Source organism: Acidovorax sp. NCPPB 3576, assembly GCF_028473605.1.
Lineage (GTDB): Bacteria > Pseudomonadota > Gammaproteobacteria > Burkholderiales > Burkholderiaceae_C > Paracidovorax.
The window spans coordinates 5259453-5284356 of record NZ_CP097267.1 but is presented as its reverse complement, the minus strand read 5'-3'; the positions used below and the strand labels follow the sequence as shown (position 1 = coordinate 5284356).

Below are 24904 nucleotides of genomic sequence, written 5' to 3'. Positions count from 1 at the left end.
GCAGTCGCCTCAACCGTACTGATCGGTCGGGATCTGACCGGGGGGTATGCAGGGATGTCCGGACTGTGCGCAAACCCCCAGGGACCGACCGCTTACTTACTGAGGCGCGGGTGCGGGCACCGGCGGCACGGCCGGGCGATCGCCCCGTGGGCCGCCGTGGCGTCCGTCCTTGCCGTGCTCACCGTCCCGTGGGCCGCCCATGCCGGGGTGGCGGTGCATGCGGCGGCTTTCCTGGTCGAACGTCTTTTGCTGCGCTGGGGTCAGCGCGGCATAGAACGCCTTGGTGGCTTCATCGCGGCGATCGGCCTCCGCGCTGTGCTGGGCGCGCATGGCCCGCATGCGGTCGATGCGCTCGGGCGTGGTCAGCTGGTCGAGCCCCTTGGGGTCGAGCCGCGCGCCGCGCTCCTGCGGCTGCATCGCGGCCTTGAAGGTTTCCCAGGCGGGCTGCTGGGCCGGGGTGAGCTGCAGCTTTTGCTGGAGCGCGTTGGCACGCTGCTCCATGTGCGCCTTGCGCTGCTCGGGGCTGGGCATGCGGTGGCGCGGGCCGTCCTGCGACTGGCCGGCGGCAGGCGGCGTGGACGGAGCGGGAACAGGGGTCTGCGCGAAAGCGGGAGCGGCCAGAGCGGCCAGCAGGGCGGTGGCGGCGGCAGCGCCGGCGATGCGTCGTTGGAAGAAGATGGACATGGTGGTTCCTTTCTTGCCCCAGGGGGCGAGTGGGTCCGCCGCAACGACCGTTGCAGCGGTTGAGGGCCAGTGTCTTCCCCCTGTGTAACGCCGGCGTGAGGCGTTCGTGTGGCTGTGTAAAGTTGTGACAAGGGTTGGTTGCCCCGTCCGTGCGATGAGGGGTTGAAATGGCTCCATGCCGTCGTATTGATTGCCTGTGAAGCTATTGAATCGATAGCAAACGGGGTGCCAGGCCGGTGAAAGCCACGCCAGGCCGCGGGCCCGGCGCCGACCGCACCCCCGACAATGGCACCCCGTTGCACCGCGCCGCCCGGACGGGCGCGCGCCCAGGGTGTGCCAATGAACGTCAGAGCTGAAGGATTTCCGTGTTCAAGAACATGATCGTGTACCGCATCGCGCCGCAATGGCAGGTGGACCTGTCGCAGGTGGAAGAGGCATTGGCCAAGACGCCGTTCGTGGAGTGCGGCGCCACGCAGGAAAAATCGCTGGGCTGGGTGCCGCCGCGGGGCGATGCCCACGGCCTCATGGCCGAATCCGTGGGCGGGCAGTGGGTGCTGCGCTTCATGGTCGAGTCCAAGATGCTTCCCGGCTCCGTGCTCAACCGCAAGGTCAAGGAAAAGGCCGCACGCATCGAGCAGGAAACCGGCCGCAAGCCCGGCAAGAAGGAAGCCAAGGAGCTGAAAGACGAGGCCAAGCTCGACCTGCTGCCCATGGCCTTCACCAAGCAGGGATCGATGTGGGTGTGGATCGACCCGCAGGCCCACTGGCTGGTGCTGGACACCAGCAGCCAGGGCCGCGCCGACGAGGTCGTCACCCTGCTGGTGGAGGCGCTGCCCGGCCTGTCGGTGGCGCTGCTCGATACGCAGACCTCGCCCCAGGCCGCCATGTCGCACTGGCTCAGCACGCAGGAGCCGCCCGTGGGCTTCAGCGTGGACCGCGAATGCGAGCTCAAGAGCGCCGATGAGGCCAAGGCCGTGGTGCGCTATGCCCGCCATCCGCTCGACATCGACGAGGTGCGTGAGCACATTGCCGCCGGCAAGCTGCCCACCAAGCTCGCGATGACCTGGGACGACCGCGTATCCTTTTTGCTGAGCGAAGGCTTGCAGGTGCGCAAGATATCGTTCCTGGACACCGTGTTCGAAGGCACCAAGGCCGACGACGGCGGCTTCGACACCGACGTGGCCATCGCCACGGGCGAGCTCAGCAAGTTGATCCCCGACCTGATCGAGGCGCTGGGCGGCGAAGGCCGCACCGAATTGGGCGGCACGCCGCCCGCAGCGCCTGCCGCCGATGCGCCTGCGACTGCCGATGCTTCGCCTGCCGGCAGTCCCGCGGCAGCGGCGGCCGGCGACGCCGACGACGACGCGCCGTTTTGACCGACGGGCGGTGCTCATGGCACCCCCGCCGTCCTGTTCCCATGTCTGCCTGGAGGTATCCGATGACTGTCATGACCCGTTCCATTGCTGGTAGCGCCATCGCCCTCGCGGCGCTGATCGCCGGCCCCGCGCAGGCACACCACGGCTGGTCCTGGGCGGAGGAAGCCCAGTCCGAGCTGGCCGGCACCGTGCAGCGCGTGCAGATGGCGCCGCCCCACCCGATGCTGGACGTGAAAACCGCCGAGGGCGCCGTCTGGCGCGTGGAGCTGGGCAATCCGTCGCAGACCGAGCGTTCCGGTTTCACCGCCGCCTCTGCCAAGCCGGGCGATGCCATCACCGCCATCGGCAACCGTGACCGGGACGCCTCCCAGCGGCGCATGAAGGCCGTGCAGATCCAGGTCGGCGGCAAGACCTACGACCTCTACCCCGAGCGCATCCAGAACCCCAAACGCTAGAAGGCCCCCATGGATTTCGCCGGGCTCGCGCCCCTGCTGGATGCGCTGGCCGCGTCGGCCCCGGCCGCGTGGCTGCGCCAGTCCGGCACCGCCTACCTGGTGGTCAACGCCTTGCACATCACCGTGCTGGGCCTGGGCGTGGGCGCCGCCGTGCTGCTGGACCTGCGCCTGTGGGGCGCCATCGGCCGGCGCATTCCCCTCGCGCTGCTGGGTCCGTTCCTGTCGCGCGCGGCGGCCGCGGGGATCGCGCTGGCCCTGGCCACCGGGCTGTGGCTGTTCGCCACCCGGCCGGCCGACTACCTGGCCAATCCGGCGTTCCTGGCCAAGGTCGTGGTCATCGGCCTGGCGCTGCTGAATGCGCTGGCGCTGCATGCCGGCGGGCACTGGGCGCGCGCCCTGCGCGAAGGGCAGGCCGGCGGCTGGGTGCGCATGCAGGCCGCGGTGTCGCTCGCGCTGTGGCTGGGTGCCGTGCTGGCGGGGCGCTGGATCGGATTTCTCTAGGGTCCGTGCGGCTACCATCCCGGCCATGGCGCTCAACTGGGTCTGGATCGGGTTCTTCACCGTGGCGTTCGCCACGGCCGTCGTGCGCTGGCTGCTGGGCGCGGACGGCATCTTCCAGGCCTTGCTGGCCGCGCTGTTCGATGCGGCCCGCTCGGGCTTCGAGATCTCGCTGGGCCTGGCCGGCGTGATGGCGCTGTGGCTGGGCCTGCTGCGCGTGGGCGAGCGCGCCGGCATGATCGAGCTGCTCGCCCGCGCCGCCGCGCCGCTGCTGCGACGGCTGTTCCCCGGCGTGCCCGACGGCCACCCGGCGCAGGGCGCGATGACCATGAACCTCTCGGCCAACCTGCTGGGCCTGGACAACGCCGCCACGCCGCTCGGCCTCACGGCCATGCGGGAGTTGCAGACCCTCAACGCCAGCCAGCCCGACACCGCCAGCAACGCGCAGATCCTGTTCGTGGTGATGAACACCGCGGGGCTCACGCTCATTCCCACCTCGGTCATCGCCATCCGCCAGAGCCTGGCCCTCAAGCAGGGGTTGGGCGCGGGCTTCAATGCGGCGGACATCTTTTTGCCGACCCTGCTCGTCACCTTCGCCTCGCTGCTGGCGGGCGTGCTGGCCGTGGCCGTGTGCCAGCGCCTGCCCCTGTGGCGCGCGCGCCTGCTGCTGCCCGTGCTGGCCGTGGCCGGGCTGCTGGCGGCAGCGGTCGCCGCGCTCGCCCGATTGCCGGCCGAGCAGGCCGCGCGCATCGCCGGGACCACCGGGGCCGCGGTCATCCTGGGCGTGGTCATGCTCTTCGTGCTGGCGGGCGCCGTGCGGCGCGTGAACGTGTACGACGCCTTCATCGAAGGCGCCAAGGAAGGCTTCGGCGTGGCGGTGCAGATCGTGCCCTACCTCATCGCCATCCTCGCGGCCATCGGCGTCTTCCGCGCGGCCGGCTGCATGGATGCGCTGCTGGGTGCCATCGGCGCGGGCGTGGCGGCGATGGGCTGGGACACCGCGTTCCTACCGGCCCTGCCCGTGGGGCTGATGAAAGTGCTCTCCGGCGCGGGCGCGCGGGGTTTGATGATCGACGTCATGCAGACGCACGGCGTCGATTCCTTCGCCGGCCGCCTGGCCGCCATCGTGCAGGGCTCGACGGAAACCACCTTCTACGTGCTGGCGGTGTACTTCGGCAGCGTGGGCATCCGGCACGCGCGGCATGCGCTGGCGTGCGCGCTGGTGGCGGATGCGGTGGGGCTGGCGGCGGCGATCGGGGTGGGGTACGCGATGCTGCGGTAAGGGATTGGACCCCGGCTTGGGCAGAGCCAAGACGACCACGGGCACCGGCTGATCAATCACCTGCGCGATCTTGCGACCGCGAGTCAGCCGTACTGTTTTTGCTCATGCGCCTGTTGAAGCCTTTGTGCATCCCACACGCCTGCCTTTGCCGCCAGGAGGAGCATGCCCAGGGTAATGGGTCTGGTGCGCTTGTTTTTCTTGAAAGGGGAAAGCAGCCAGAGACCTTCTGCGCCGAAATAGTCGGATGGCCGGTAATCGCCTGGGGCCACATGGAACCTGGAAGCAAAATTTTCCATGAAATGAAAGGCGTCATCGCCGGTCAAGCCCAGGTCTTTGACCAGATCGGTATGGGGCGTGTAATCGATTTGCTTTCCCAGCTGCCTTAATCCCATGGAATCGACAGACGATGCCAGCTGAACCAGGTCTTTCCATAAGTCGGAAGGGGCGGCGGCTACCATAGGCGGTCTTCTTTCTTCGCGAGGGCGTTGTACTTCGTGATCGACTGGTTGATGATCTGGAAAACATCGTAGGCCAGCACGGTCCAGCCGACGCCAGGAACCAAGCGCCCCACGAAGGCCCCGAGGCTCCTGGTGAAAGTCAGTCTGAGCGTTCTCAAGCTGGCCCCCGTGAGGGTCGGCAAAGCAAAGGGCATTCGCTGCTGCAGCATTTTTCTTGATACCACCGAAGCGATCGATGTTCCTCGGGTCGCTCCTGAGAATTTACCGCGCGTCGGCAGGAATGGCTGCCCTGAAAGGATGGCCGCTGCAGCGGCGATATCGACCCCGCCCAGTTGATCCAGTGTCTGGTCGATGGCTATCCACAGGAATAATTCTTCCGGAGAAAGGTCGGCGAGGTCATGGTATTGATAGGTATTTGACAGGATGACTCCCTTTGTTATTGATCGTGCAGGATTGAATCATTAACCCATCCGATTATTTCGCTCTCCATTGTTGATTTTTGTTTTCAGAAGAGAAAATTGATGACCGACGCTCCGCAACGCCCCGATCTGCCCGACCACCTTTCCATCGACCCGCGCAGCCCGCACCATGTCGCCGCTGTCTTCCAGCACGACATCGGCATCCGCTTCAATGGCAAGGAGCGCTTCGACGTGGAGGAATACTGCGTGAGCGGAGGCTGGGTGAAGGTGCCCGCGGGCAAGACGGTGGACCGCAAGGGGCGGCCGCTGATGATCACGCTCAAGGGCGCGGTGGAAGCGTTCTACAAGTGAAAACCCCGCCATGCCGGCGGATTGCTTGCCTGGTGTGCTATTGAAAAAATAGCAAGTGGGCGGTGGGGGCCGTCGCGGTGGGCCCCCGCCTGCCGGGCCATCCGCCGCGCGCCCTCAGGCGCGTGTTCACTCGCACTGGAACCGCGTCTGCAGCGTGGCCGGGTTCTTCGTGGTGCTCGACTGGGCGGTGCAGCGTTTCACCGCGTCGTCCACGCGCTGCACCACGCGCACGGCGCCGCCGGCGTAGTCGCATGCAAGGAACTTGCCCTGGGGGTAGTCGCCTTCGAAATTCCAAACGGCCATGGAGCCGCCCTTGCCGGGCTTGTCCGATTGCGGCATGAGGACGGCGCCCTGGGCGGGCGGGCCGTCGAACACGTTGTGGCCGGTCAGGCGCAGAGGGCGCTGGTCCAGCACGATCTCGGTGCCGGCCGGCAGGCTGGCGGCCTCCGCCCGGGGCGAGGTGAGGCGCACGGTGGCCGGGCATTCCAGCGATGCCGTGGCGGCGATCGCGGGGCCGGACAGGGCGGCGGTTGCCGCCGCAGCCAGGGCGAGGGAGAGGGAGAGGGCCGCAGAGCGGGCTGGCGATCGGCGCAGAGGGGTGGCAGGGCGCATGGGGCGTTTTCCTGGGTCGTTGTTCATTCGATGACGGAATACGCGGCGGCGTTGTTGCTGGGATCGGCGAAATCCCCGTTCTTGCGCTGGACTTTCGGGCGGACGTAGCGCATGGAGACCTTGGGTTTTTGCGTATCGCTCAGCCACTGGTCCATGATCCAGATGCCGCCAGGGTCCTGCGAGATGAAGAACGCGGCGTGGTTGCCCGTGGGCAGGCTGCCGTAGCGTCCTTTGTCGTTGAAGGTGGCGATCGCCGTGCCCTTCTTGATGTTGGCGTTGCCGAACACGGTTTCGCCCGGTTTCCAGGAACTGGTGTGGGGCAGTTGCGCATAGTGCTGCAGCAGGGCCACGCAGTGCTTGCTGCCGACCTTGCTGGTTCCCTCCAGGGCTTCGGCGTTCTGGTAGATGTAAGGCATCGTTTTTTGGTGGACAAAGGGGCCGATCCTATTCGGCCCCGTGCCCCACTGCGCAGTTTCTACCGGGCTGTTTCCAATCGTTTCAAACCCGCTCGAAGATGGCCGCGATGCCCTGCCCGCCGCCGATGCACATCGTGACCAGGGCATAGCGCCCGCCCGTGCGGTGCAACTCGGCGATGGCCTTGGTCGTGATGATCGCGCCGGTGGCGCCCACGGGGTGGCCCAGGGAGATGCCCGAACCGTTGGGGTTGACTTTGGCGGGGTCCAGGCCGAGTTCCTGGATGACGGCGCAGGCCTGGGCAGCGAAGGCCTCGTTGGCCTCGATGACGTCCATGTCCTCAATTTTCAGGCCCGTGCGCTGCAGCACCTGGCGCGTGGCCGGCACGGGGCCGATGCCCATGTAGGCCGGGTCCACGCCCGCGTGCGCATAGCCGACCAGGCGCGCGAGCGGCTTGGCGCCCAGCGCCGCGACGCGGTCGCCGGCCACCAGCACCACGGCGGCGGCGCCGTCGTTGATGCCCGAGGCGTTGCCGGCGGTGACGCTGCCGCCGTCCTTCTTGAACGCGGGCTTCATGCCGGCCAGCACGTCGAGCGTGGTGTTGCCGCGCACGTGCTCGTCGGTGTCGAACAGCACGGTGCCCTTGCGCGTGGCGATCTCGACCGGAACGATCTGCGCCTGGAAGTGCCCGGCGGCGATGGCGGCGGCCGCGCGGTGCTGGCTGGCGGCGGCCAATTCGTCCTGCATGGTGCGGCTGATGCGGTAGCGCTCGGCCACGTTCTCGGCGGTGATGCCCATGTGCATCTTCTGCCAGGGGTCGTGCAGGATGCCCAGCATGTAGTCGATGCTCTTGGCGTCGCCCATGCGCTGGCCGTAGCGCGCGGCGGTGTCGAAGTAGGGGCCGCGGCTCATGGATTCGCTGCCGCCGCCGATAGCCACGTCGCAGTCGCCCAGCACGATGGCCTGCGCCGCCGACACGATGGCCTGCAGGCCGGAGCCGCACAGGCGGTTGACGTTGAAGGCCGGCGTCTCGATGGGGCAGCCCGCATCGATGGCGGCCACGCGGGCGAGGTAGGCGTCCTTGGTGTCGGTCGGGATGACGTTGCCCATGACCACATGGCCCACCGTGTCGGGCGCGAGGCCGCTGCGTTCTATGGCGGCGCGCGTGACCGTGGTGGCCAGCTGGCTGTTGGGCACGTCCTTGAGCGTGCCGCCGAAGGTGCCGATGGCGGTGCGGGCGGTGCCGACGATGAAGACGTCGCGGTGGTTCATGGCAGGGGTCTCCTCAAGGAATGAATGGACGGACAGGTTCTGAAAATCGGGGGCGGGTCTTTTTGCGGTGCGGGTGCTGCGCCGTGTGGATCGGACGGGATGTTAGGGCTGTGCGGCGAGCGGGGCAGGCGCCTGGGCGTCAGCCGCCGGTGCCGCGCCCCATTGTTTTTTGCCTATCGCCCTTCGAAGCGCGGCTTTTCCTTGGCGTAGAAGGCGGCGATGCCCGCGGCCAGATCGGCCGTGCGCGCGCAGTCGCCGAAGGCGCGGGTTTCGGCCTCCAGCTGCGCGGGCAGGTCGCGGTCGAACGAGGCGCGCATCAGCCGGCGCATGTGGCCCAGCGCCACCGTGGGGCCGGCGGCCAGGCGCGTGGCGAGTGCGTCCACGGCCGCATCGAGCTGGTCGGCGGGCACCACCCGGTTAACCAGGCCCAGGCGCTCTGCGTCGGCGCTGGTGAGCGTGTCGCCGAGCAGGGCGATCTCCAGCGCGCGGCGCAGGCCCACCTGGCGCGGCAGGGCCCACGAGGCGCCCACGTCGCAGCTGGTGCCCAGGTTGATGTAGGCCAGGTTGAAGCGCGTGCCCTCGGCGGCGAGGATGAAGTCGGCCAGCAGCATCAGGCTCATCCCGGCCCCGGTGGCCACGCCATGCACTTTGGCGATGACGGGCGCGTCGATGTTCGCGAGCAGGGTGGCGGCCTCGTTGAGCGGGCCCAGCAGGTCGGCGGCGCCCTGGACGGGGTCTTCGCGCAAGGTGGCCAGATCGCCCCCCGCCATGAAGCCCTTGCCCGCGCCGCACAGCACCACGGCCCGCACGCCCGGATCGGCCGCGATGCTGCGCGCGGCGGCGCACAGGGCCTGGGCCATGGGCACGTCGATGGCGTTGAGCGCGGCCGGGCGGTTGAACTGCAGCGTGGCAACGGCCCCTTCGCGGCGAAAGACCAGGGGCGGGCTGGCGGCGTCGGGTGCGGGTGGCTGCGGCATCGTTGTCTCCTGTGTTTTGCTATTGAAAAATGAGCTGCCACCGCTTTTGCTGCAGGCCATTGCAAGGCTTTTGTGCCTTGGCGGCAAAGAATGCTAGGGCCAGTTGCTATCTTTTTTGATATGAATGACCGGGGCAGTATCCCCGGGCGCTGCGGCCAGGTCGTCCAGGATCGGGCAGTCCGGCCGCGCGTCCCCCTGGCAGCAGCCCACCAGCGACTGCAGCGTGCGTTGCATGGCCTGCATGGCGGCGATGCGCTGGGCCAGGTCGTCGATGTGGGCTTGGGCGATCTGCTTCACATGGGCGCTGGCGCGGCGCTTGTCCTGCCACAGGCCGAGCAGGGTGGCGATCTCCTGCATCGAGAACCCCAGATCGCGGCTGCGGCGGATGAAGCGCAGGGTGTGCACGTCGGCCTCGGTGTACTGGCGGTAGCCGCTGCCGGTGCGCGCCACGCCGGCCAGCAGGCCCAGGGCCTCGTAGTGGCGCACCATGCGCGGAGAGACCCCGGCCCGCTCGGCGGCAGTGCCGATGGGCACCGGCCCGCCCTGCGGTGTGGCTTGGTGCGTGGCCGTGGCGCTCATGCGGCGACCGTGTAGCCCTCTTCGGTGATCGCGGCGGCCAGCGCGTCGCGTGCCTGGTCGCTTTCGACCACCACCTTGCCCTGGGCCAGGTCCACCTGTACGGTGGCGTCGGGATCGACCTGGCGGACGGCGTGGACGACGGCGCGTTCGCAGTGGCCGCAGGTCATGCCAGTGACTTGGAGATGGTGTTGCATGGGGTGCTCCGTTCGGTGGGTTGGGAAAAAGAGAAAGCGGTCTGCATCATGAACCCTGACATGGTGGCAGAGTCAAGCGGCTCGGCGTTTTCCATGGTTCGCTTGACCTTGCCATGGCGTCAAGGTTTAAGGTGCCCACCATGAACCCGACCTCCATCGCCCCGCTATTCCCCTCCGATGCCGCCCCGGCCACGCTCGACCTGGGCATCGGGGGCATGACCTGCGCGAGTTGCTCGGGCCGCGTGGAGCGCGCGCTGCGCAAGGTGCCGGGCGTGCAGGAGGCCACAGTCAACCTGGCGACCGAGCGGGCCCATGTGGTCTATGCGGCCAGTGCTGCCGGTGTGGCCGGTGCGGCCGCGGCGATGGAGGCGCAGTTGCGCCGGGCGGTGCGCAACGCGGGCTACGAGCCCCGCGCCCCGCAGGTGCAGGACGCCGAGGCGCGCGGCCAGTCGCCCTGGGCGGGCTTCGGGCCGGTGGCCCTGGGGCTGGCGCTGTCGGCGCCGCTGGTGCTGCCGATGCTGCTGGGCCTGTTCCCGGAGCGCTTCGGCGCGCTGCTCGGCCCGCACGGCATGCTGCCGGCGTGGCTGCAGTGCCTGCTGGCCACGCCGGTGCAGTTCGGGCTGGGCGCGCGGTTCTACCGGGCCGGCTGGCACGCGCTCAAGGCGCGCGCCGGCAACATGGACCTGCTCGTGGCGATCGGCACCAGCGCAGGCTACGGGCTGTCGCTCTGGCTGTGGCTGACCGCGCCCGCCGGCCATGCCCCGCACCTGTACTTCGAGGCCTCGGCCGTGGTGATCACGCTGGTGCTGCTGGGCAAGTGGCTGGAGGCGCGGGCCAAGCGCCAGACCACGGCGGCCATCCGGGCGCTGCACGCCCTGCGGCCCGACGTGGCGCACCTGGTGGGCGCCGATGGCGAGTTGGACGTGCCCGTGGCCGAGGTGATGGCCGGCGACCGGATCGTGGTGCGCCCGGGCGAGCGCATCCCCGTGGACGGCACGGTGCTGGAAGGGCACACGCAGGTCGATGAATCCATGCTGACGGGCGAGCCGCTGCCGGTGCCGCGCACCACGGGCGAGGCGCTCACGGGCGGCTCGGTCAACGGCGACGGGCGGGTGGTGGTGCAGGTGTCGGCCGTGGGGGCCGAGACGGTGCTGGCCCGCATCATCCGGCTGGTGGAAGACGCGCAGGCCGGCAAGGCGCCGATCCAGCGGCTGGTGGACCGGGTGTCGGCGGTTTTCGTGCCGGTGGTGCTGGGCATCGCGCTGGCCACGCTGCTGGGCTGGCTCTGGGTGGGCGCCGGCGGCGAGGCGGCGGTGATCCACGCCGTGGCGGTGCTGGTGATCGCCTGCCCCTGCGCTTTGGGCCTGGCGACGCCGGCGGCCATCATGGCGGGCACGGGCGTGGCGGCCCGGCACGGCATCCTGATCCGGGACGCCGAGGCGCTGGAGCGCGCGCACCGCGTGGGCACGGTCGCCTTCGACAAGACGGGCACGCTGACGGTGGGCCAGCCCCGGCTGACCGCCTTCGAGGTGGCGCCCGGGCAGGACGGGGCCGCATTGCTCGCGGCGGTGGCCGGCGTGCAGAGCGGCAGCGAGCACCCGCTGGCCCGCGCCGTGGTGCAGGAGGCCCGTCGCCGCGGCTTGGGTGTGCCCGCGCCGCAGGCGGTGAGCGCCGTGCCGGGCCGGGGCACCGAGGGCACGGCGGCCGGGCGCCATTTCCGCGTGGGCAGCCTGCGCTGGATGGAGGAACTGGGCGTGCCGCTGGGCGCCCTGGCCGCACCCGCCGCCGCACTGCAATCGGCCGGTGCCAGCGTGTCGGCCGTGGCCGAAGCGCAGCCGGGCGGAGGACCGGCCGGCGCGGCTTGGGTGCTGCGGGCCGTGCTGGCCTTCGGCGACGAGCCCAAGCCCGGCGCACGCGAGGCCCTGGCGGCGCTGCGGGCGCGCGGTCTTCGCGTGGTGATGGTGTCGGGCGACCACCGGGGCGCGGCCGAGGCCATGGCGCGCCGCCTGGGGCTGGACCCGGATGCCGGCGAGGTGATGGCCGAGGTGCTGCCGGGCGACAAGGCGGCGTGCGTGGCGCGCCTGCGGTCCGAGGCCGAAGCCGCGGCGGGGCCGGGCGTTCACCGCGGGGCGCGCCATGCGGTGGCCATGGTGGGCGACGGCGTGAACGACGCCCCGGCCCTGGCCGCCGCCGACGTGGGCATGGCCATGGGCAACGGCACCGATGTGGCCATGCAGGCGGCGGGCATCACGCTGATGCGCGGCGATCCCCGGCTGGTGGCCGCGGCGCTGGACATTTCGCACCGCACGGTGGCCAAGATCCGGCAGAACCTGTTCTGGGCGTTCGCCTACAACGTGGCCGGCATCCCGCTCGCGGCGCTGGGCTACCTGAGCCCCGTGGTGGCGGGTGCGGCCATGGCGCTCAGCTCGGTGAGTGTGATGGCGAACGCGTTGCTATTGAAGCGCTGGCGCGTTTGATAGTTACATTCGGTTAAAAGCCGATGGGTCTGGCACACTGCAACGTTTGGTTGCATATGGTGCGCATCCTTCCTTGGCACCGAAGAGATTAGAGGACGACAACTATGAATTTCTTTTCGCTCATGCGGGGTTTTTCCATCCGGGTCCGCATGCTGGGTGCGATCGCCGTGGTGCTGGGTTTGCTCGGATTGCTGGGGGGCGCGGGCATGCTGGGCATGTTCCGCATCCATGCGATGAGCGAGGAGTTCATGGCCAATTCCTTCTCCGAGGTGGGCTACATGGCCGAGCTGCGCGGCGAGATGGGTGCCATCCGCCAGTTCGAGAAGGACATGATCATCCAGTACGAGAAGCCCGAGGGCGTCAAGCAGGCCCACACGGCCTGGCTGGCCAGCCTGGACCGCGCCAAGAAGGTCGCGGCCCGCTTCCTCGAAGGCCCCGAAGACCCGGACAACGCCCTGGTGCGCGACATCGTCAAGCGGCTGGACGTGTACCGCGAGCAGTTCGGGCACGTGGCCCGGCAGTTGGAGGCCGGCGGCTACGACACCGCCACCGTCGCCAACCGCATGAGCGGCAAGGCCGTGGCCGAGTTCGCCGAGGCGGACAAGCTCATGGCCCAGCTCGATACCAGCCTGCGCGACGAGGTGGCCGAGGTCGCGGCCCGGCAAAAGCAGGTGTCCGGCGAGACCCAGTGGCTCTTCGTGCTGGCGGTGCTCATCACCATCGTGGTGGTGGTGCCGCTGACCTTGCTCAACATGGTGTCCATCTGCCGTCCCCTGGCCGAGGCGCGGCGCATGGCCCTGGCGATCGCCGGCGGCGACCTGTCGCAGCGCGTGCAGGTGGATGGCCGCGACGAAGTGGCCGACCTGCAGCGTGCGCTCGGCGACATGCAGCAGGGCCTGGGGGCGCTGGTCTCGCAGGTGCGCGATGCGAGCGGCAGCATCGCCACCGCCAGCGCCGAGATCGCCACCGGCAACCAGGACCTGTCCGGCCGCACCGAGCAGACGGCCAGCAACGCCCAGGAGGCCGTGGCTTCGCTGGCGGAACTCACCACCACGGTGCAGCAGACGGCTTCGTCCTCGCAGGTGGCCAACCAACTGGCGTCGTCCGCATCGGGCATCGCCACGCGCGGCGGCAGCGTGGTGCAGCAGGCCGTGGCCAGCATGCACGAGATCTCCAGCTCCAGCCGCAAGATCGGCGACATCATCGGCGTGATCGACGGCATCGCCTTCCAGACCAACATCCTGGCGCTGAACGCGGCCGTGGAAGCCGCCCGCGCGGGCGAGCAGGGCCGGGGCTTCGCGGTGGTGGCCGGCGAGGTGCGCAGCCTGGCTCAGCGCTCGGCCGAAGCGGCCAAGGAAATCAAGGCGCTGATCAGCTCCAGCGTGGCCGCGGTGGACGGCGGCGTGCGGCATGTCGAGGATGCCGGCGCGGCCATGAAGGAAATCGTGGACAGCGTGCAGCGCGTATCGGACATCATCGGCGAGATCAATTCCGCCTCGGCCGAGCAGACCACGGGCATCGGCCAGGTCAACGGCTCGGTGGGCGAGATCGACCGCATGACGCAGCAGAACGCCGCGCTGGTGGAGCAATCCGCTGCCGCCGCCGAATCGCTGCGCGAGCAGGCCGCGCGCCTGTCGCAGGTGGTGCAGCAGTTCCATCTGGCCGACGGGCAGGCCTACGCAGCAGTGGAAGGCGCCAGCCTGGCGCGGCCGCAGCTCACCGGGGGCTGACCCGGGCGGGCGGGCCGGTCCTTCCGGCCATCTCCGCCGTCCCCTTTCTTGCATTCTTCCTGCCCCTCCCGGACCGGCGCCATGCCGGCGCGGCCAGGGTCTTTCAGGTGGGCGCTCAGGTCAATGCCTTGGAGGGCTCGCCGCCCGGCGCGGGCTCGCCACCGCTTGCCTTGCGCGGCCCGAACCACGCCACATACAGTGCCGGCAGCACCACCAGCGTGAGCAGCGTGGCCGTGACCAGCCCGCCGATCACCACGATGGCCAGGGGCCGCTGCGTCTCCGAGCCGATCTCGTGCGACAGCGCCATGGGCAGCAGGCCCAGCATGGCCAGCAAGGCGGTCATGAGCACGGTGCGCAGGCGCTGCATGGAGCCCTGGCGCACGGCATCGACCACGGCCATGCCCCCCGCCTGCAGTTGCTGGAACACCGACAGCATCACCACGCCGTTGAGCACCGCCTGGCCCGACAGCGCGATGAAGCCGATGGCCGCCGACACCGACAGCGGGATGCCGAACACCCACAGCGCGATGAACCCGCCGATGAGCGCGAGCGGCACGTTGATGAGGATCAGCGAGGCCATCTTGAACGACTTGAAGGCGTCGAACAGCAGCACGAAGATCAGCAGCAGCGAGATGGGCACGACCACCGACAGGCGTTTCATGGCGCGCTCCTGGTTCTCGAACTCGCCCGACCAGTTGACCTGGTAGCCCGCCGGCAGCTTCACGTTCTGCTCCACGCGGGTCTGCATGTCCTTCACCACCGAGCCCATGTCGCGGTCCTTGATGAAGATGCCGATGGCCATGGTGCGGCGGCCGGCTTCGCGGGCGATGTTCATGGCGCCGCTGGTCTCGCGGATGCGCGCCACGCTGCCCAGCGTGGTGTAGCCGCCGTCCGGCGTGGCGATGGGCGTGTCGGGCAGGCGTGCGAGCGCGCGGCGGTCTTCCGGCATGCGCACAGCCACGGCGAACTTGCGTTCGCCCTCCCACAGGTTGGTGGTGGCCTTGCCGGCGAGCGCGGCTTCGATCACGTCCTGGATGTCGCCCACGTTCAGGCCGTAGCGCGCCGCGCGGTCGCGGTCGATGTCGATCACCAGCTGCGGTAGGTCGCCCAGGCGGTCGATCTCGGCGCGGTACACGCCCGGCACCTGGCGGATCTCGCTTTCGATCGACTGGGTCAGGCGTTTGAGTTCCACCAGGTCGTCGCCCGCCACCTTGATGACGATCTGCCCGTCGATCTGCGAGATCGATTCGAGCACGTTGTCGCGGATGGGCTGGGAGAACGCGGGTTCCATGCCGGGAATGGCGGAGACGGCGCGGTCCATCTCGTCGATGAGCTGGGCGTGCGTGAGGCCCGGGCGCCACTGCTCGGCGGGCTTCACGTCCACGAAGATCTCGGCCATGGAGATGGTCTTGGGATCGGTGCCGTCCTCGGGCTGGCCGGCCTTGGAGACGGTCGTGCGCACCTCGGGCACGGTGCGCAGGGCCTGCCGCACCTGGCGCAGCATGCGCGCGGCCTCGTCGTTGGACACGCTCGCCGGCAGCCGCACGTTGACCCAGATGGTGCCTTCGTCCAGCTCGGGCAGGAACTCCGAGCCCAGGCGCGATGCGGCCACCAGCGCCAGGCCGAACACGGCCAGCGCCACCACGACCACCGTGCGGCGGCGGTGCAGCGCCCATTCCAGCACCGGCGCGTAGGCGCGCTTGGCGGCGCGGACCAACCGGTTGTCGCCGTGCGGCAGCTTCCTGCGCAGCATCCAGTAGGCCAGCAGCGGCACCAGGGTGAGCGAGAAGATCAGCGAGCCGATGAGCGCCGTGGTGACCGACAGCGCCATGGGCTGGAAGATGCGGCCTTCGTGGCGCTGCAGGGCAAAGATCGGGATGTGCGCCGCGATGATGATGAGCATCGAAAACAGCGTGGGCCGGCCCACTTCGCCGGCGGCTTCGATGATGGTGTCGCGCCGGTCGCGGTCGTCCATGTCCTCGCCGCGCTCGGCCAGGCGGTGCATGATGTTTTCGATCACGATGACCGCGCCGTCCACGATGATGCCGAAGTCCATGGCCCCCAGGCTCAACAGGTTGGCGGGCACGCCCATCACCTTGAGGCCCATGAACGTGGCCAGCAGCGACAGCGGAATGACCACCACCACGGCCAGGCTGGCGCGCAGGTTGGACAAAAACAGGTACAGCACCAGCGACACCAGCAGCGCGCCTTCCACGAGGTTGCGGAACACGGTGGTGAGCGTCTTGTCCATGAGCCACGTGCGGTCGTAGAACGGCACGATCTGCACGCCCGGCGGCAGGCTGCGCGCGTTCAGGTCGGCGATCTTGTCCTTGACGTTCTTGAGCACCACGCTCGCGTTCTCGCCCTTGCGCATGACCACGATGCCGGTCACCACGTCGTCGTCGTCGTCCTGCCCCACGGTGCCCAGGCGCGGAACCGCGCCCACCTTCACCTGGGCCACGTCGCGGATCAGCACCGGCGTGCCGCCGTGCGCGGCGACCACGATGCGGCCGATGTCCTCGCTCGATTGCAGCAGGCCGATGCCGCGGATGGCGTACTGCTGCGCGCCCTGTGCCACGTAGCTGCCGCCCGCATTGGCGTTGCCGCGGCCCAGCGCATCCAGCAGGTTCTGGAAGGTGAGCTTGTATGCGCGCAGCTTGTCCAGGTCGGGCTGCACTTCGTATTGCTTGATCGAGCCGCCCATGGCCACCACGTCGGCCACGCCGGGCACCTGGCGCAGGGCGCGTTCCACGGTCCAGTCCTCGATGGTGCGCAGGTCGGTGGTGGAGTGCCCGTCGCCCTTGACGCGGTAGCGCATGATTTCGCCCACGGGCGTGGCATTGGGGGCGATGTCGGCCTCCACGCCCGGCGGCAGGTCCACGCCGCGCAGGCGCTCGCCCACCTGCTGGCGGACCAGGTTCACGTTGGCGTTGTCGTCGTAGGTGACCACGGTGAACGACAGGCCGAATTGCGTGTGCGAGAACACGCGGATGGCGTTGGGCAGGCCCGACAGCGCCACCTCGATGGGCAGGGTGACCTGCTTTTCCACCTCTTCCGCGGCGCGCCCGGGGTACAGCGCGATGATGGTGACCTGCGTGTCGGTCACATCGGGAAAGGCCTCCACCGACAGGTTCTTGAACGCGATCACGCCCGCCATGGCGAACAGCAGCACGCCCAGCACGATGAAGAGCGGCTGGTGCAGCGCGTAGTGGATGAGCCGCTTCATGGCGCGGCCTTCTGGGGTGCGCCGTCCTGCTCGGCCAGCTGGAATTGCCGCGCCAGCAGCAGCACGTTCTGCGTGACGACCTTGTCGCCCGCCTGCAGGCCGGCGGTGACCACCACGTCCTTCGGCCCCTCGTGGCCCAGCGTGACGGTGCGCGGCTCGAACACGCCGGCCTCGCGCTGCACGTACACCGTGTGCACGGCCCCGCTGAGCGTGACGGCGGCGGCCGGGATGACGACGCCGCTGTCACGGCTTTCCTGCACGTGCACGGTGGCCAGCATTTCGGCCTTCAGGCGCCGGTCGGTGTTGGGCACCACGCCGCGCACCTTGAGCGTGCGCGTGCCGGGGTCGATGGCGTCGGCAGTGGCCATCACGCGGCCGGTGAAGGTGGCGTCGGGGTAGGCGGGCACCTGCAGCGTGAAGCTGTCGCCGGGCCGCAGCGAGGCCAGGTCGCCCTCGCGCGCGTCGATCTGCACCCACAGCGAGGCCGGGTCGGTCACCACGAACAGCGCCGGGTTGCCGGGGCCGGACTGGTCGGGCCGCACCTCCTGGCCGGGGTTGAGGTTGCGCTCCACCACCACGCCCGCCATGCCGGCCGTGAGCGCGAGCTGCTGGTTCACGGCGTTGCCGCCGCCGTAGAGGCTGGTGCGCGCCGCGGCGCGGGCCACTTCGGCCTGGGCGCGGGCGGCGTCGGCCTCGGCCTGCTCCAGGTCCTTGCGGGCCACGATGCCGGCCTCGAACAGCTCGCGCTGGCGGCGCAGGCCCTGCTGGGCGAACGACTGGTCGGCGCGGGCCTTGGCCGTATCCGCCTGGGCCTGGCCGAAGTCGGGCGAGGCCAGCAGCGCCAGCGGCGCCCCGGCCTTGACTGCCTGGCCCAGGTCGGCGCGGATGGCCGTCACGCGGCCGGCGAAGGCCGGGTACACGCGCTGGGTGCGCTCTTCGTTCCACACCAGGCGCGCGGGCAGGTCCACCGCCAGCTCCTTGCTGGCCCGCGCGGGGGCCACGGCCAGCAGCGCCAGTTGCGGGTGGCCGGGCGGAAAGCGCAATTGCCCGGACTGGGCGATGGGCGGCGCGGCTTCCGGCGCCGCAGTGGCTTCGGCGGCCTTGCTGCAGCCTTGCAGCAGCGCGCCGCCGCCCAGGGCGAGGGCGAGCAGGCCGCAGGTGGTCAGGCGCGGTAGGGTGAGGGCAGGGTGCACCATGGTGGACTTCGCGGTAAGAGGAAATGGGTGGGTAAAAGACGGGAGGCGGCGCGGGCGCTCAGGGCAGGCTGCCCAGCAGGGTTTGCGGCTGCGTGCGCAGCAGCCATGCGCCCTGCGCCTTGGCGTAGTCGGCGCGGGCCGACAGCGCTTCCAGCGCCGTGGCGCGCAGGGTGCGCTGGGCGTCCAGCAGGTCGGTCAGCGGCATGGCGCCCTTGCGGTAGGCCAGCTCGGCGCTCTGCGCCACCTGGCGGGCGCGGGGCAGCACGCCTTCGTCGTAGCTGGCGGCGCGGCGCGCGGCGCTCAGCGCGGCCTGCTGCAGGTGCTGCAGGTCCAGCAGGGCCAGGCGGCGCGTGTTGTCCAGCGCGTCCTGCGCCCGGGTCAGCTCGGCTTGGGCGCGGCCGATCTCGCCCTGGAACTGGTAGCCCCACTGCAGCGGGATCTGCACGCGCACTTCCAGCAGGCGGTTGGAGGTGCCCGGGTAGTGGTCCACCGAGGCACCCACCGTCCAGTCTGACTTGCGCAGGGCGCTGGCGTTGTCCAGCGCCGCCTGGGCGGACTGCACGCGGGCGATGGCGGCGCGCACGTCGGCGCGGGCCTCGGCCCAGGCGCCCAGATCGCCGCCGCCGTCCAGCGGGCCGCTGCCAGGGGCCGCACCCGGGGTGGCAGCCGTGGGCTGGGCGGGCAGGGCGGGCCAGTCGGTGCCGCCGGCCTGCACCGCCAGGCTGCTGGCCGTGACCTGCGCCAGCGCCAGCGCGGCCTGCTCCTGCAGCTGCGTGGCGGCCTGCGTGTCGGCGCGGGCGCGCTCGGCCTCGATGCGGGTGCGGGCCGCGTCCTGCGCGGACAGGTCGCCCGCCTTCACGCGGCGGTCGGCCAGGCGGGCCAGCTCGCCCATGCTGCGCTCGATCTCGGCGGTTTCGCGCACGCGCTCCTGCGCGGCCAGCAGGTCGTAGTAGGCGGCCAGCGCGGCCTGCAGCTGCTGGGTCTGCGTGTCTTCCACATCCGCCTGGGCCGCATCGGCGGCGCGCTGGGCGGCCTGCGTGCGCAGCTCGCGCTTGTTGCCGCGCTCCCAGGTCCAGTCGATGCCCACCGACTTGTCGATGCGCTTGCGCGTGAGCACGTTGCCGGGCCCCAGGCCGTGCTGCAGGTCCATGGAGGTGGCCTTGGAGCTGAACACCGGCAAGGGGGCATGGTCGGCGCTCAGCACGTCGGCGCGCGCCGCGGCCAGCGCCTGGCGGGACTGGATCACGTCGCTGTTGTCGCGGGCGGCGGCCAGGGCCTGCGCCAGCGTCCATTGGGCCGCCACGGCGGCAGGGGCCGTGGCGGCCGGCGCCGCCGGGCTGTCGGAGGCGCGGGTCTGGCTCCAGCCCGGCAGCGCGCAGGCCAGCGCGCAAAGAAGGATGCAGGGGTGTCGTATGCTCATGCCGCGTTTATCGGCCCAGGCGCCTGACCGCTACCTGACCAACCAACCCAGCCCCAACCCATGCGAATCCTGGTCGTGGAAGACGATGACGTGCTGCGCGGCGTGATGCTGCGCAGCCTGACCGATGCGGGCCACCGCGTGGATGCTGCCGCCAGCGTGGCCGAGGCGCACCACTTCTGGAGCGTGCAGCCCTTCGATGCCGTGCTGCTGGACCTGAACCTGCCGCAGGGCGGCTCGCCGGGCAGTGCCCTCACCAGCGCAGTGGCCAGCGGCCTCACGGTGCTGCGCGCGGCACGCGCCCGGGGCGACCGCACGCCGGTGCTGGTGCTCACCGCGCGCGACCGCACCGAGGAGCGCATCGCCGGCCTGGATGCCGGCGCCGACGACTACCTGGGCAAGCCCTTCGATCTGGCCGAGGTGGAGGCCCGCCTGCGCGCCCTGGCCCGGCGCACGCTGGGCGCGGACGACCGCGCCGCCGTCGGCGCCCTGGTGCTGGACCGCCGGGCGCGCCGCTTCACCTTGCACGCTGCACCCGTCGAACTGCCCGCGCGCGAATTCGAGGTGCTGTGGGAGCTGATGACGCCGCCCGGGCGCGTGGTGAGCAAGCGCACCCTGTCCGACAAGCTCTCCGACTTCGACGAGGCCCTGGGCGACAACGCGCTGGAGGCGTTCATCTCCCGCCTGCGCAAGAAGCTGCAGGGCAGCGGGGCGGGCATCCGCACGCTGCGCGGACTGGGCTACATGGTGGAGCCCGAGGCGGGCGGGCCCGGCGCGCCATGAACGCCGCCGCACCCCCCTCGCCCCCGCCGGCACCCGCGCAGCGCGAGCCCCGCTCGCTGCAGGCGCGGCTGCTGCGCCACGTGCTGGTGCCGCTGGGCCTGACGTGGCTGGTGGGCACGGCCGGCTCGGTGCTGCTGGCCAATGCGTTCACCCAGCGCGCGTTCGACCGCTCGCTGCTCGACGATGCCTATGCGGTGGCCGCCAACGTGCGCGCCAAGGGCGATGCGCTCGATTTCGCGCTCACCTCGCGCGAGGTCAAGGCCGTGCTGTTCGATCAGGTGGAGACGGTGTACTTCGCGGTGCTGCGACCCGATGGCTCCATGCTGGCGGGCAATGCCGGCGGCCTGCCCGTGCCGCCGCCGCGCGGCGACGAGGCCTACCGGTTCTCCGACATCCAGTTCCATGGCCGGGCGCTGCGCGCGGTGCGGCTCGATGTGCGCGAGCCCCTGCCGTTCGAGGTCGTCACCGCGCAGACCGTGCACAGCCGCAGCGCCATGCTGCGCAGCGTGCTGCTGTACTCGGGCGTGTCGCAACTGCTGCTGCTGGTGGCGCTGGCCGTGTGGCTGCGCCGCGCCATCCAGCGCGATCTGCAGCCCCTGGCCGCGTTCCAGCAGGCGCTGGACCGGCGCGACGCGCGCGACCTGGCCCCCGTGCCCGTGGAGGCATCCACCCGCGACGTGCAGCACCTGGGCGCCGCGGTGAACGACCTGCTGGCGCGCGTGGCCCAGGGCGTGCGCGCCCAGCGCGAGTTCGCCGGCAACGTGGCGCACGAACTGCGCACCCCGCTGGCGGGCATCCGCGCCCTGGCGGGCTACGGCCTGGCCCACAAGGACCCCGCCGTGTGGCGCGAGCAACTGGCCGGCATTGCCGACAGCGAGGCCCGCGCCAGCCACCTGGTGGACCAGCTGCTCGCGCTGGCCCTGGCCGACGAGGCCCGCGGCGCCATGCCCCGCCAGCCCGTGGCCCTGGACGAGCTGGCGCGCGACGCCGTGCTGCGTTTTTTGCCGCGCGCCGATGCGGCGGGCGTGGACCTGGGCGCCACCGGCCTGGACCAGCCCGTGGCCGTGCAGGGCCAGCCGCTGCTCATCGAAGGGGTGCTGGGCAACCTGATCGACAACGCCCTGCGCTACGGCCGCCCGGGGGCCGGCACGCGGCCCCGCGTGACCGTGGAAATCTCGCGCGAGGCCACGGCCGATGGCCGCGAAGCCACCGTGCTGGCCGTGGTGGACAACGGCCCGGGCCTGTCGGCCGCGCAGCGCACCGACCTGCTGCAGCGCTGGGCCCAGGGCCGCGAGGGCGAGCGCCTGGGGCAGGGCGCTGGCCTGGGGCTCGCCATCGTGGCGCGCTACGCCGAGCTGCTGGGCGTGCGCCTGGCGCTGGAGCCGGGCCCGCAGGGCGAAGGGCTGCGCGTGCGGCTGGTGTTTGCCGGGTGACAGGTGCCCCGGGTCGCCCGGCGCCCCTGGCTCATTCGAAAACGGGCCGGAAGAAGCTGCGCTCGTAGCTCAGGATGCAGCGCGTTTCCTGTGCGTAGCGGAAGGCGGCGAGGCATTCCGGGTCCTGCATCGACTGCGCGCGGTAGGTTTCGTAAGCCGCCAGCGAGGGAAAGGTGAACAGCGCCAGCGCGATGTTGTTCGCCCCTTCCGACGGCAGGAAATAGCCGTGGTGCTGGCCGCCGAATTTTTCCACCAGCGGGATCCAGAGCTTGCCGTAGTGCTCGAATTCGGCGAGCTGGCGGGGATCGATGACGTAGCGCAGGTAGCAGGTGACCATGGGGAAGGTGCCGTGAAAAAGTGGGGGACGAAAAAAAGCCCGCCGGGCCTTCGGGGCTGTGGCGGGCCGGGGCCAGCGGGCACTTTACGCTGCGGCACGCAGGCGCGCCATCCGGCGCCGCCCGCAGCCGGTGATGCGCGTCAGGCGGCCTTTTCGGCCAGCGTGGGGTAGTCGGTGTAGCCCTTTTCGCCGCCGCCGTAGAACGTGCTCTGGTCCCATGCGTTGAGCGGCGCGTTCTGGCGCAGGCGCTCGACCAGGTCCGGGTTGGAGATGAAGGCCTTGCCGAAGGCGACGATGTTGGCATCGCCGCTGGCCACCGCCTGGCTGGCGAGGGCGCCGTCGTAGGCGTTGTTCACCATCCACGCGCCCTTGCCGCCGGCTTCGCGGTAGGCGGCCTTGAGCGCGGCGTAGTCGAAGGGGCGTCCTTGCACTTCGCGCGGGCCGCCGGTGGCGCCTTCGATCACGTGGATGTAGGCCAGGCCCAGCGGAGCGAGCTGGCGGATCACGTAGTCGAACAGGGGCTGCGGGTCGGCATCGGCGATGTCGTTGGCCGGCGTCACGGGCGACAGGCGGATGCCCACCTTGCCGCCGCCGATGGCGTCCACCGCGGCGCGCGTGGCCTCCAGCAGCAGGCGGGCGCGGTTTTCGATGCTGCCGCCGTAGTCGTCGGTGCGCTGGTTGGCGCCGGTCTTGAGGAACTGGTCCAGCAGGTAGCCGTTGGCGCCATGGATCTCCACACCGTCGAAGCCCGCTGTCTCGACCGCATTGCGCGCGGCGGCGGCGTACGCGTGCACGATGCCGGGCAGCTCGCCCGCATCCAGCGCGCGCGGCTCGGAGGTGGGTACGAACTGGCCCTTGCCCGTCGTGCGGTCCACCAGGTAGGTCTTGGATTGGGCGGTGATGGCCGATGGTGCCACGGGCTTGCCGCCGTCCGGCTGCAGGTCGTTGTGCGAGATGCGGCCCACGTGCCACAGCTGGGTGACGATCTTGCCGCCGCGTGCATGCACGGCCTCGGTCACGCGCTTCCAGCCCTCGAGCTGCTCGGTGCCGTACAGGCCGGGCACGTCGGCGTAGCCCTGGCCCTGGTGGCTGATGGCGGTGGCCTCGGTGATGAGCAGGCCGGCGGTGGCGCGCTGGGCATAGTAGGTGGCCGTGATGTCCTTCGGAATGGCGTCGGGCGAGCGGTTGCGCGTGAGCGGCGCCATGGCAATGCGGTTGGCCAGGTGCAGATCGCCGGCCTGGACCGGATCGAAGAGAGTCGTCATGACGAGGGTGCTTTCTTTGAAGGAAAAGAAAAAAGGGCCTGGGCTCGGGGTGGCGTCGGGCCGGGCCCGTCTCAAGCCAGGGACACGAACTTACCGCCATTTCCCGATTGCTGCAGTGCACTGGCGACCCCAAGGATTTGCCGTCTGTGCTAGCGGCGGCGGGCTTGGTGCACCCGGAGCGCGGCTGCGGAGCTGATGCGTTTTCCGGATATCGATGCGCGAAACGGGCGCATGCGGCGCCGGGGCCGGTTCCTAGAATTTTGCGCAGGGGCGCACCCATGGCCCCTGCCTGCACGCTGTGTCCCGGGGCCACCCGTTCCAGGCAACCCCACCCCCTTTTTCTCTGAGGACATTCCGCCATGCATTCCCCTTTCTCCACCGCCCGCAGGGCCGCCGTGCGCGGCCTTTCCGTCCTGCTGGGCGCCACCTTGTTCTGCGCGGCGGCCGGGGCGCAGGGCAAGAGGGAGGTGGTGATCGGCTACCAGGACATGGTGGTGCCGTGGCGCTATGCGCAGGAGACCCGGGAGGTCGAAAAGCGCACGGGCTACCAGGTCACCTACCGCAAGCTGGGCAGCGGGGCCGAGGTGGTGCGCGCGCTGGCCTCGGGCGCGATCCACATCGGCGAGGCGGGGTCTTCGCCGTTCGCCGCGGCGCTGTCGCAGGGCGTGCCCATCGAGGTGTTCTGGATCCTGGACGACATCCACGAGGCCGAGGCCCTGGTGGCCCGCAACGGCTCGGGCGTGAAGCAGCTGGCGGACTTGAAGGGCAAGAAGATCGGCCTGCCGTTCGTCTCGACCACGCACTTCCATGCGCTGGTGGCGCTGCAGGCAGCGGGCGTGGACCCCAAGGGCGTGAAGATCGTGAACCTGCGCCCGCCCGAGATCCTGGCGGCCTGGGAGCGCGGCGACATCGATGCCACGTTCGTGTGGGACCCGGTGCTGGCCAAGGCCAAGCAAAGCGGCACGGTGATCGCCACCTCGGGCCAGATCGCCGCGCAGACCGGCAAGGCCACGTTCGACGCGCTGGCCGTGTCCAAGCCGTTCGCGCGCGAGCACGATGCCTTCCTCACCCAGTTCGTGCAGGTGTTGGCCGATGCCGACCGCGCCTATACGGCGCAGAAGGCCGCCTGGACGGCCGATTCGCCCCAGGTGAAGGGGGTGGCGAAGTGGACCGGCGCCGAGGCGCCCTCGGTGCCTGCCAGCCTCGCGCTGTATGCCTTCGTGCCGCCGGCCGAGCAGGCCTCGCCGAAATGGCTGGGCGGCGGTGCGCAATCGGTGGCGGCGCAGTCGCTGGCGGCCACGGCGGCTTTTCTGAAGGAGCAGGGCACCATCCAGGCCGTGCTGCCCGACTATTCGGTGGGCGTGAACCCCACCTGGGTGCAGCGTGCGAAATAGCCTGCCTGCTGGGGGCGAAGACCCTGCGGCTGCATCCGCCACGCCGCCGGTGGCCCACAGTGCGGGCGACCTGGT

General features: G+C 70.4%; 24 protein-coding genes. 10 read left to right on the top strand and 14 right to left on the bottom strand.

Translation table 11 applies throughout. The features are described 5' to 3' along the window. Positions 1 to 96: 96 nt before the first annotated feature. Positions 97 to 684, bottom strand: a complete 588-nt coding sequence (locus tag M5C98_RS24065) for a Spy/CpxP family protein refolding chaperone (protein ID WP_272550069.1) — start codon at positions 682 to 684, stop codon at positions 97 to 99. Positions 685 to 1049: 365 nt separating this feature from the next. Between M5C98_RS24065 and M5C98_RS24060 the strand changes: the two genes are divergently transcribed. The 4 genes from M5C98_RS24060 (at position 1050) to M5C98_RS24045 (ending at position 4295) form a co-directional block, all read left to right on the top strand. After that, complete coding sequence (locus tag M5C98_RS24060; protein ID WP_272550068.1) at positions 1050 to 2060, top strand: recombination-associated protein RdgC; 1011 nt, start codon at positions 1050 to 1052, stop codon at positions 2058 to 2060. A 62-nt stretch (positions 2061 to 2122) separates the two neighbouring features. Next, complete coding sequence (locus M5C98_RS24055; protein ID WP_272550066.1) at positions 2123 to 2515, top strand: DUF6152 family protein; 393 nt, start codon at positions 2123 to 2125, stop codon at positions 2513 to 2515. A 9-nt stretch (positions 2516 to 2524) separates the two neighbouring features. Then, positions 2525 to 3016, top strand: a complete 492-nt coding sequence (locus M5C98_RS24050) for a DUF2214 domain-containing protein (RefSeq protein ID WP_272550065.1) — start codon at positions 2525 to 2527, stop codon at positions 3014 to 3016. 25 nt (positions 3017 to 3041) lie between these two features. Further along, positions 3042 to 4295, top strand: a complete 1254-nt coding sequence (locus M5C98_RS24045; protein WP_272550064.1) for a nucleoside recognition domain-containing protein — start codon at positions 3042 to 3044, stop codon at positions 4293 to 4295. Positions 4296 to 4378: 83 nt separating this feature from the next. Here the strand turns inward: M5C98_RS24045 and M5C98_RS24040 are convergent, their stop codons facing one another. Together M5C98_RS24040 and M5C98_RS24850 are read right to left on the bottom strand one after the other, a co-directional pair. Next, positions 4379 to 4753: a DUF1493 family protein gene (locus M5C98_RS24040; RefSeq protein WP_272550063.1), complete on the bottom strand. Its 375-nt coding sequence runs from the start codon at positions 4751 to 4753 to the stop codon at positions 4379 to 4381. Continuing rightward, positions 4747 to 5175, bottom strand: coding sequence for an STM2901 family protein (locus M5C98_RS24850; RefSeq protein WP_442867304.1), 429 nt, complete (start codon positions 5173 to 5175; stop codon positions 4747 to 4749). The genes M5C98_RS24040 and M5C98_RS24850 overlap by 7 nt, the downstream gene beginning before the upstream one ends. 99 nt (positions 5176 to 5274) lie before the next feature. On the opposite strand from M5C98_RS24850, the gene M5C98_RS24030 reads away from it, so the two are divergent. After that, the gene (locus M5C98_RS24030; RefSeq protein ID WP_272550061.1) at positions 5275 to 5523 is read left to right on the top strand and encodes a DUF3297 family protein; all 249 of its coding nucleotides are present in this window, start codon (positions 5275 to 5277) and stop codon (positions 5521 to 5523) included. Positions 5524 to 5649: 126 nt separating this feature from the next. Here M5C98_RS24030 and M5C98_RS24025 read toward each other — a convergent pair whose 3' ends face one another. The 6 genes from M5C98_RS24025 to M5C98_RS24000 form a co-directional block, all read right to left on the bottom strand. Further along, positions 5650 to 6135 carry an STY0301 family protein gene (locus M5C98_RS24025; RefSeq protein WP_272550060.1) on the bottom strand — a complete coding sequence of 162 codons (486 nt, stop codon included), beginning with the start codon at positions 6133 to 6135 and terminating at the stop codon, positions 5650 to 5652. 23 nt (positions 6136 to 6158) lie between these two features. Next, positions 6159 to 6551: a BPSL0067 family protein gene (locus M5C98_RS24020; RefSeq protein WP_272550058.1), complete on the bottom strand. Its 393-nt coding sequence runs from the start codon at positions 6549 to 6551 to the stop codon at positions 6159 to 6161. Positions 6552 to 6633: 82 nt separating this feature from the next. Next, positions 6634 to 7821: an acetyl-CoA C-acyltransferase family protein gene (locus M5C98_RS24015; RefSeq protein ID WP_272550057.1), complete on the bottom strand. Its 1188-nt coding sequence runs from the start codon at positions 7819 to 7821 to the stop codon at positions 6634 to 6636. Between the two features lie 173 nt (positions 7822 to 7994). Continuing rightward, positions 7995 to 8798, bottom strand: a complete 804-nt coding sequence (locus M5C98_RS24010; RefSeq protein WP_272550055.1) for an enoyl-CoA hydratase/isomerase family protein — start codon at positions 8796 to 8798, stop codon at positions 7995 to 7997. A gap of 93 nt (positions 8799 to 8891) precedes the next feature. Then, positions 8892 to 9377 carry a Cu(I)-responsive transcriptional regulator gene (gene cueR / locus M5C98_RS24005; RefSeq protein WP_272550054.1) on the bottom strand — a complete coding sequence of 162 codons (486 nt, stop codon included), beginning with the start codon at positions 9375 to 9377 and terminating at the stop codon, positions 8892 to 8894. Further along, a complete protein-coding gene (locus M5C98_RS24000; RefSeq protein ID WP_272550052.1) occupies positions 9374 to 9571 on the bottom strand; it encodes a heavy-metal-associated domain-containing protein in 198 nt (65 codons plus the stop codon). The genes cueR and M5C98_RS24000 overlap by 4 nt, the downstream gene beginning before the upstream one ends. A 140-nt stretch (positions 9572 to 9711) precedes the next feature. Here M5C98_RS24000 and M5C98_RS23995 point away from each other — a divergent pair, with 140 nt between their 5' ends. Continuing rightward, complete coding sequence (locus M5C98_RS23995) at positions 9712 to 12048, top strand: heavy metal translocating P-type ATPase (RefSeq protein ID WP_272550051.1); 2337 nt, start codon at positions 9712 to 9714, stop codon at positions 12046 to 12048. 104 nt (positions 12049 to 12152) lie between these two features. Further along, positions 12153 to 13778, top strand: coding sequence for a methyl-accepting chemotaxis protein (locus tag M5C98_RS23990; RefSeq protein ID WP_272550050.1), 1626 nt, complete (start codon positions 12153 to 12155; stop codon positions 13776 to 13778). Between the two features lie 115 nt (positions 13779 to 13893). On the opposite strand, the gene M5C98_RS23985 is transcribed toward M5C98_RS23990, so the two are convergent. Genes M5C98_RS23985 through M5C98_RS23975 form a run of 3 tightly spaced genes read right to left on the bottom strand, consistent with a single transcriptional unit; the run spans position 13894 to position 19620 of the window. Continuing rightward, entirely contained in the window at positions 13894 to 17004 is a 3111-nt protein-coding gene (locus M5C98_RS23985) for an efflux RND transporter permease subunit (RefSeq protein ID WP_272550049.1), read from the bottom strand. Beyond that, on the bottom strand, positions 17001 to 18200 hold the full coding sequence (locus tag M5C98_RS23980; RefSeq protein WP_272550048.1) for an efflux RND transporter periplasmic adaptor subunit: 1200 nt from the start codon (positions 18198 to 18200) through the stop codon (positions 17001 to 17003). The genes M5C98_RS23985 and M5C98_RS23980 overlap by 4 nt, the downstream gene beginning before the upstream one ends. Positions 18201 to 18258: 58 nt before the next feature. Then, positions 18259 to 19620: a TolC family protein gene (locus M5C98_RS23975; protein ID WP_272550046.1), complete on the bottom strand. Its 1362-nt coding sequence runs from the start codon at positions 19618 to 19620 to the stop codon at positions 18259 to 18261. Between the two features lie 60 nt (positions 19621 to 19680). Here M5C98_RS23975 and M5C98_RS23970 point away from each other — a divergent pair, with 60 nt between their 5' ends. Next, on the top strand, positions 19681 to 20400 hold the full coding sequence (locus tag M5C98_RS23970) for a response regulator transcription factor (protein ID WP_272550045.1): 720 nt from the start codon (positions 19681 to 19683) through the stop codon (positions 20398 to 20400). After that, a complete protein-coding gene (locus tag M5C98_RS23965; RefSeq protein WP_272550044.1) occupies positions 20397 to 21833 on the top strand; it encodes a sensor histidine kinase in 1437 nt (478 codons plus the stop codon). Before M5C98_RS23970 ends, M5C98_RS23965 begins: the two co-directional genes overlap by 4 nt. A gap of 31 nt (positions 21834 to 21864) precedes the next feature. Here M5C98_RS23965 and M5C98_RS23960 read toward each other — a convergent pair whose 3' ends face one another. Next, the gene (locus tag M5C98_RS23960; protein ID WP_272550043.1) at positions 21865 to 22170 is read right to left on the bottom strand and encodes an NIPSNAP family protein; all 306 of its coding nucleotides are present in this window, start codon (positions 22168 to 22170) and stop codon (positions 21865 to 21867) included. Between the two features lie 140 nt (positions 22171 to 22310). Then, the gene (locus M5C98_RS23955; RefSeq protein ID WP_272550042.1) at positions 22311 to 23435 is read right to left on the bottom strand and encodes an alkene reductase; all 1125 of its coding nucleotides are present in this window, start codon (positions 23433 to 23435) and stop codon (positions 22311 to 22313) included. A 359-nt stretch (positions 23436 to 23794) separates the two neighbouring features. Here M5C98_RS23955 and tauA point away from each other — a divergent pair, with 359 nt between their 5' ends. Next, the gene (gene tauA, locus M5C98_RS23950; RefSeq protein WP_272550041.1) at positions 23795 to 24829 is read left to right on the top strand and encodes a taurine ABC transporter substrate-binding protein; all 1035 of its coding nucleotides are present in this window, start codon (positions 23795 to 23797) and stop codon (positions 24827 to 24829) included. Positions 24830 to 24904: the final 75 nt, after the last annotated feature.

Bases quoted from the DNA above. Each gene is read 5' to 3' on its own strand.
- M5C98_RS24030 (WP_272550061.1), top strand. From the start codon at position 5,275: ATGACCGACGCTCCGCAACGCCCCGATCTGCCCGACCACCTTTCCATC.
- M5C98_RS23955 (WP_272550042.1), bottom strand. From the start codon at position 23,435: ATGACGACTCTCTTCGATCCGGTCCAGGCCGGCGATCTGCACCTGGCC.
- M5C98_RS24010 (WP_272550055.1), bottom strand. From the start codon at position 8,798: ATGCCGCAGCCACCCGCACCCGACGCCGCCAGCCCGCCCCTGGTCTTT.
- M5C98_RS23965 (WP_272550044.1), top strand. From the start codon at position 20,397: ATGAACGCCGCCGCACCCCCCTCGCCCCCGCCGGCACCCGCGCAGCGC.
- M5C98_RS24050 (WP_272550065.1), top strand. From the start codon at position 2,525: ATGGATTTCGCCGGGCTCGCGCCCCTGCTGGATGCGCTGGCCGCGTCG.
- M5C98_RS24000 (WP_272550052.1), bottom strand. From the start codon at position 9,571: ATGCAACACCATCTCCAAGTCACTGGCATGACCTGCGGCCACTGCGAA.
- M5C98_RS23970 (WP_272550045.1), top strand. From the start codon at position 19,681: ATGCGAATCCTGGTCGTGGAAGACGATGACGTGCTGCGCGGCGTGATG.
- M5C98_RS24055 (WP_272550066.1), top strand. From the start codon at position 2,123: ATGACTGTCATGACCCGTTCCATTGCTGGTAGCGCCATCGCCCTCGCG.
- M5C98_RS24025 (WP_272550060.1), bottom strand. From the start codon at position 6,135: ATGCGCCCTGCCACCCCTCTGCGCCGATCGCCAGCCCGCTCTGCGGCC.
- M5C98_RS24020 (WP_272550058.1), bottom strand. From the start codon at position 6,551: ATGCCTTACATCTACCAGAACGCCGAAGCCCTGGAGGGAACCAGCAAG.
- M5C98_RS24040 (WP_272550063.1), bottom strand. From the start codon at position 4,753: ATGGTAGCCGCCGCCCCTTCCGACTTATGGAAAGACCTGGTTCAGCTG.
- M5C98_RS23995 (WP_272550051.1), top strand. From the start codon at position 9,712: ATGAACCCGACCTCCATCGCCCCGCTATTCCCCTCCGATGCCGCCCCG.
- M5C98_RS24015 (WP_272550057.1), bottom strand. From the start codon at position 7,821: ATGAACCACCGCGACGTCTTCATCGTCGGCACCGCCCGCACCGCCATC.
- M5C98_RS23960 (WP_272550043.1), bottom strand. From the start codon at position 22,170: ATGGTCACCTGCTACCTGCGCTACGTCATCGATCCCCGCCAGCTCGCC.
- tauA (WP_272550041.1), top strand. From the start codon at position 23,795: ATGCATTCCCCTTTCTCCACCGCCCGCAGGGCCGCCGTGCGCGGCCTT.
- M5C98_RS24045 (WP_272550064.1), top strand. From the start codon at position 3,042: ATGGCGCTCAACTGGGTCTGGATCGGGTTCTTCACCGTGGCGTTCGCC.
- M5C98_RS23990 (WP_272550050.1), top strand. From the start codon at position 12,153: ATGAATTTCTTTTCGCTCATGCGGGGTTTTTCCATCCGGGTCCGCATG.
- M5C98_RS23975 (WP_272550046.1), bottom strand. From the start codon at position 19,620: ATGAGCATACGACACCCCTGCATCCTTCTTTGCGCGCTGGCCTGCGCG.
- M5C98_RS24065 (WP_272550069.1), bottom strand. From the start codon at position 684: ATGTCCATCTTCTTCCAACGACGCATCGCCGGCGCTGCCGCCGCCACC.
- M5C98_RS23985 (WP_272550049.1), bottom strand. From the start codon at position 17,004: ATGAAGCGGCTCATCCACTACGCGCTGCACCAGCCGCTCTTCATCGTG.
- cueR (WP_272550054.1), bottom strand. From the start codon at position 9,377: ATGAGCGCCACGGCCACGCACCAAGCCACACCGCAGGGCGGGCCGGTG.
- M5C98_RS23980 (WP_272550048.1), bottom strand. From the start codon at position 18,200: ATGGTGCACCCTGCCCTCACCCTACCGCGCCTGACCACCTGCGGCCTG.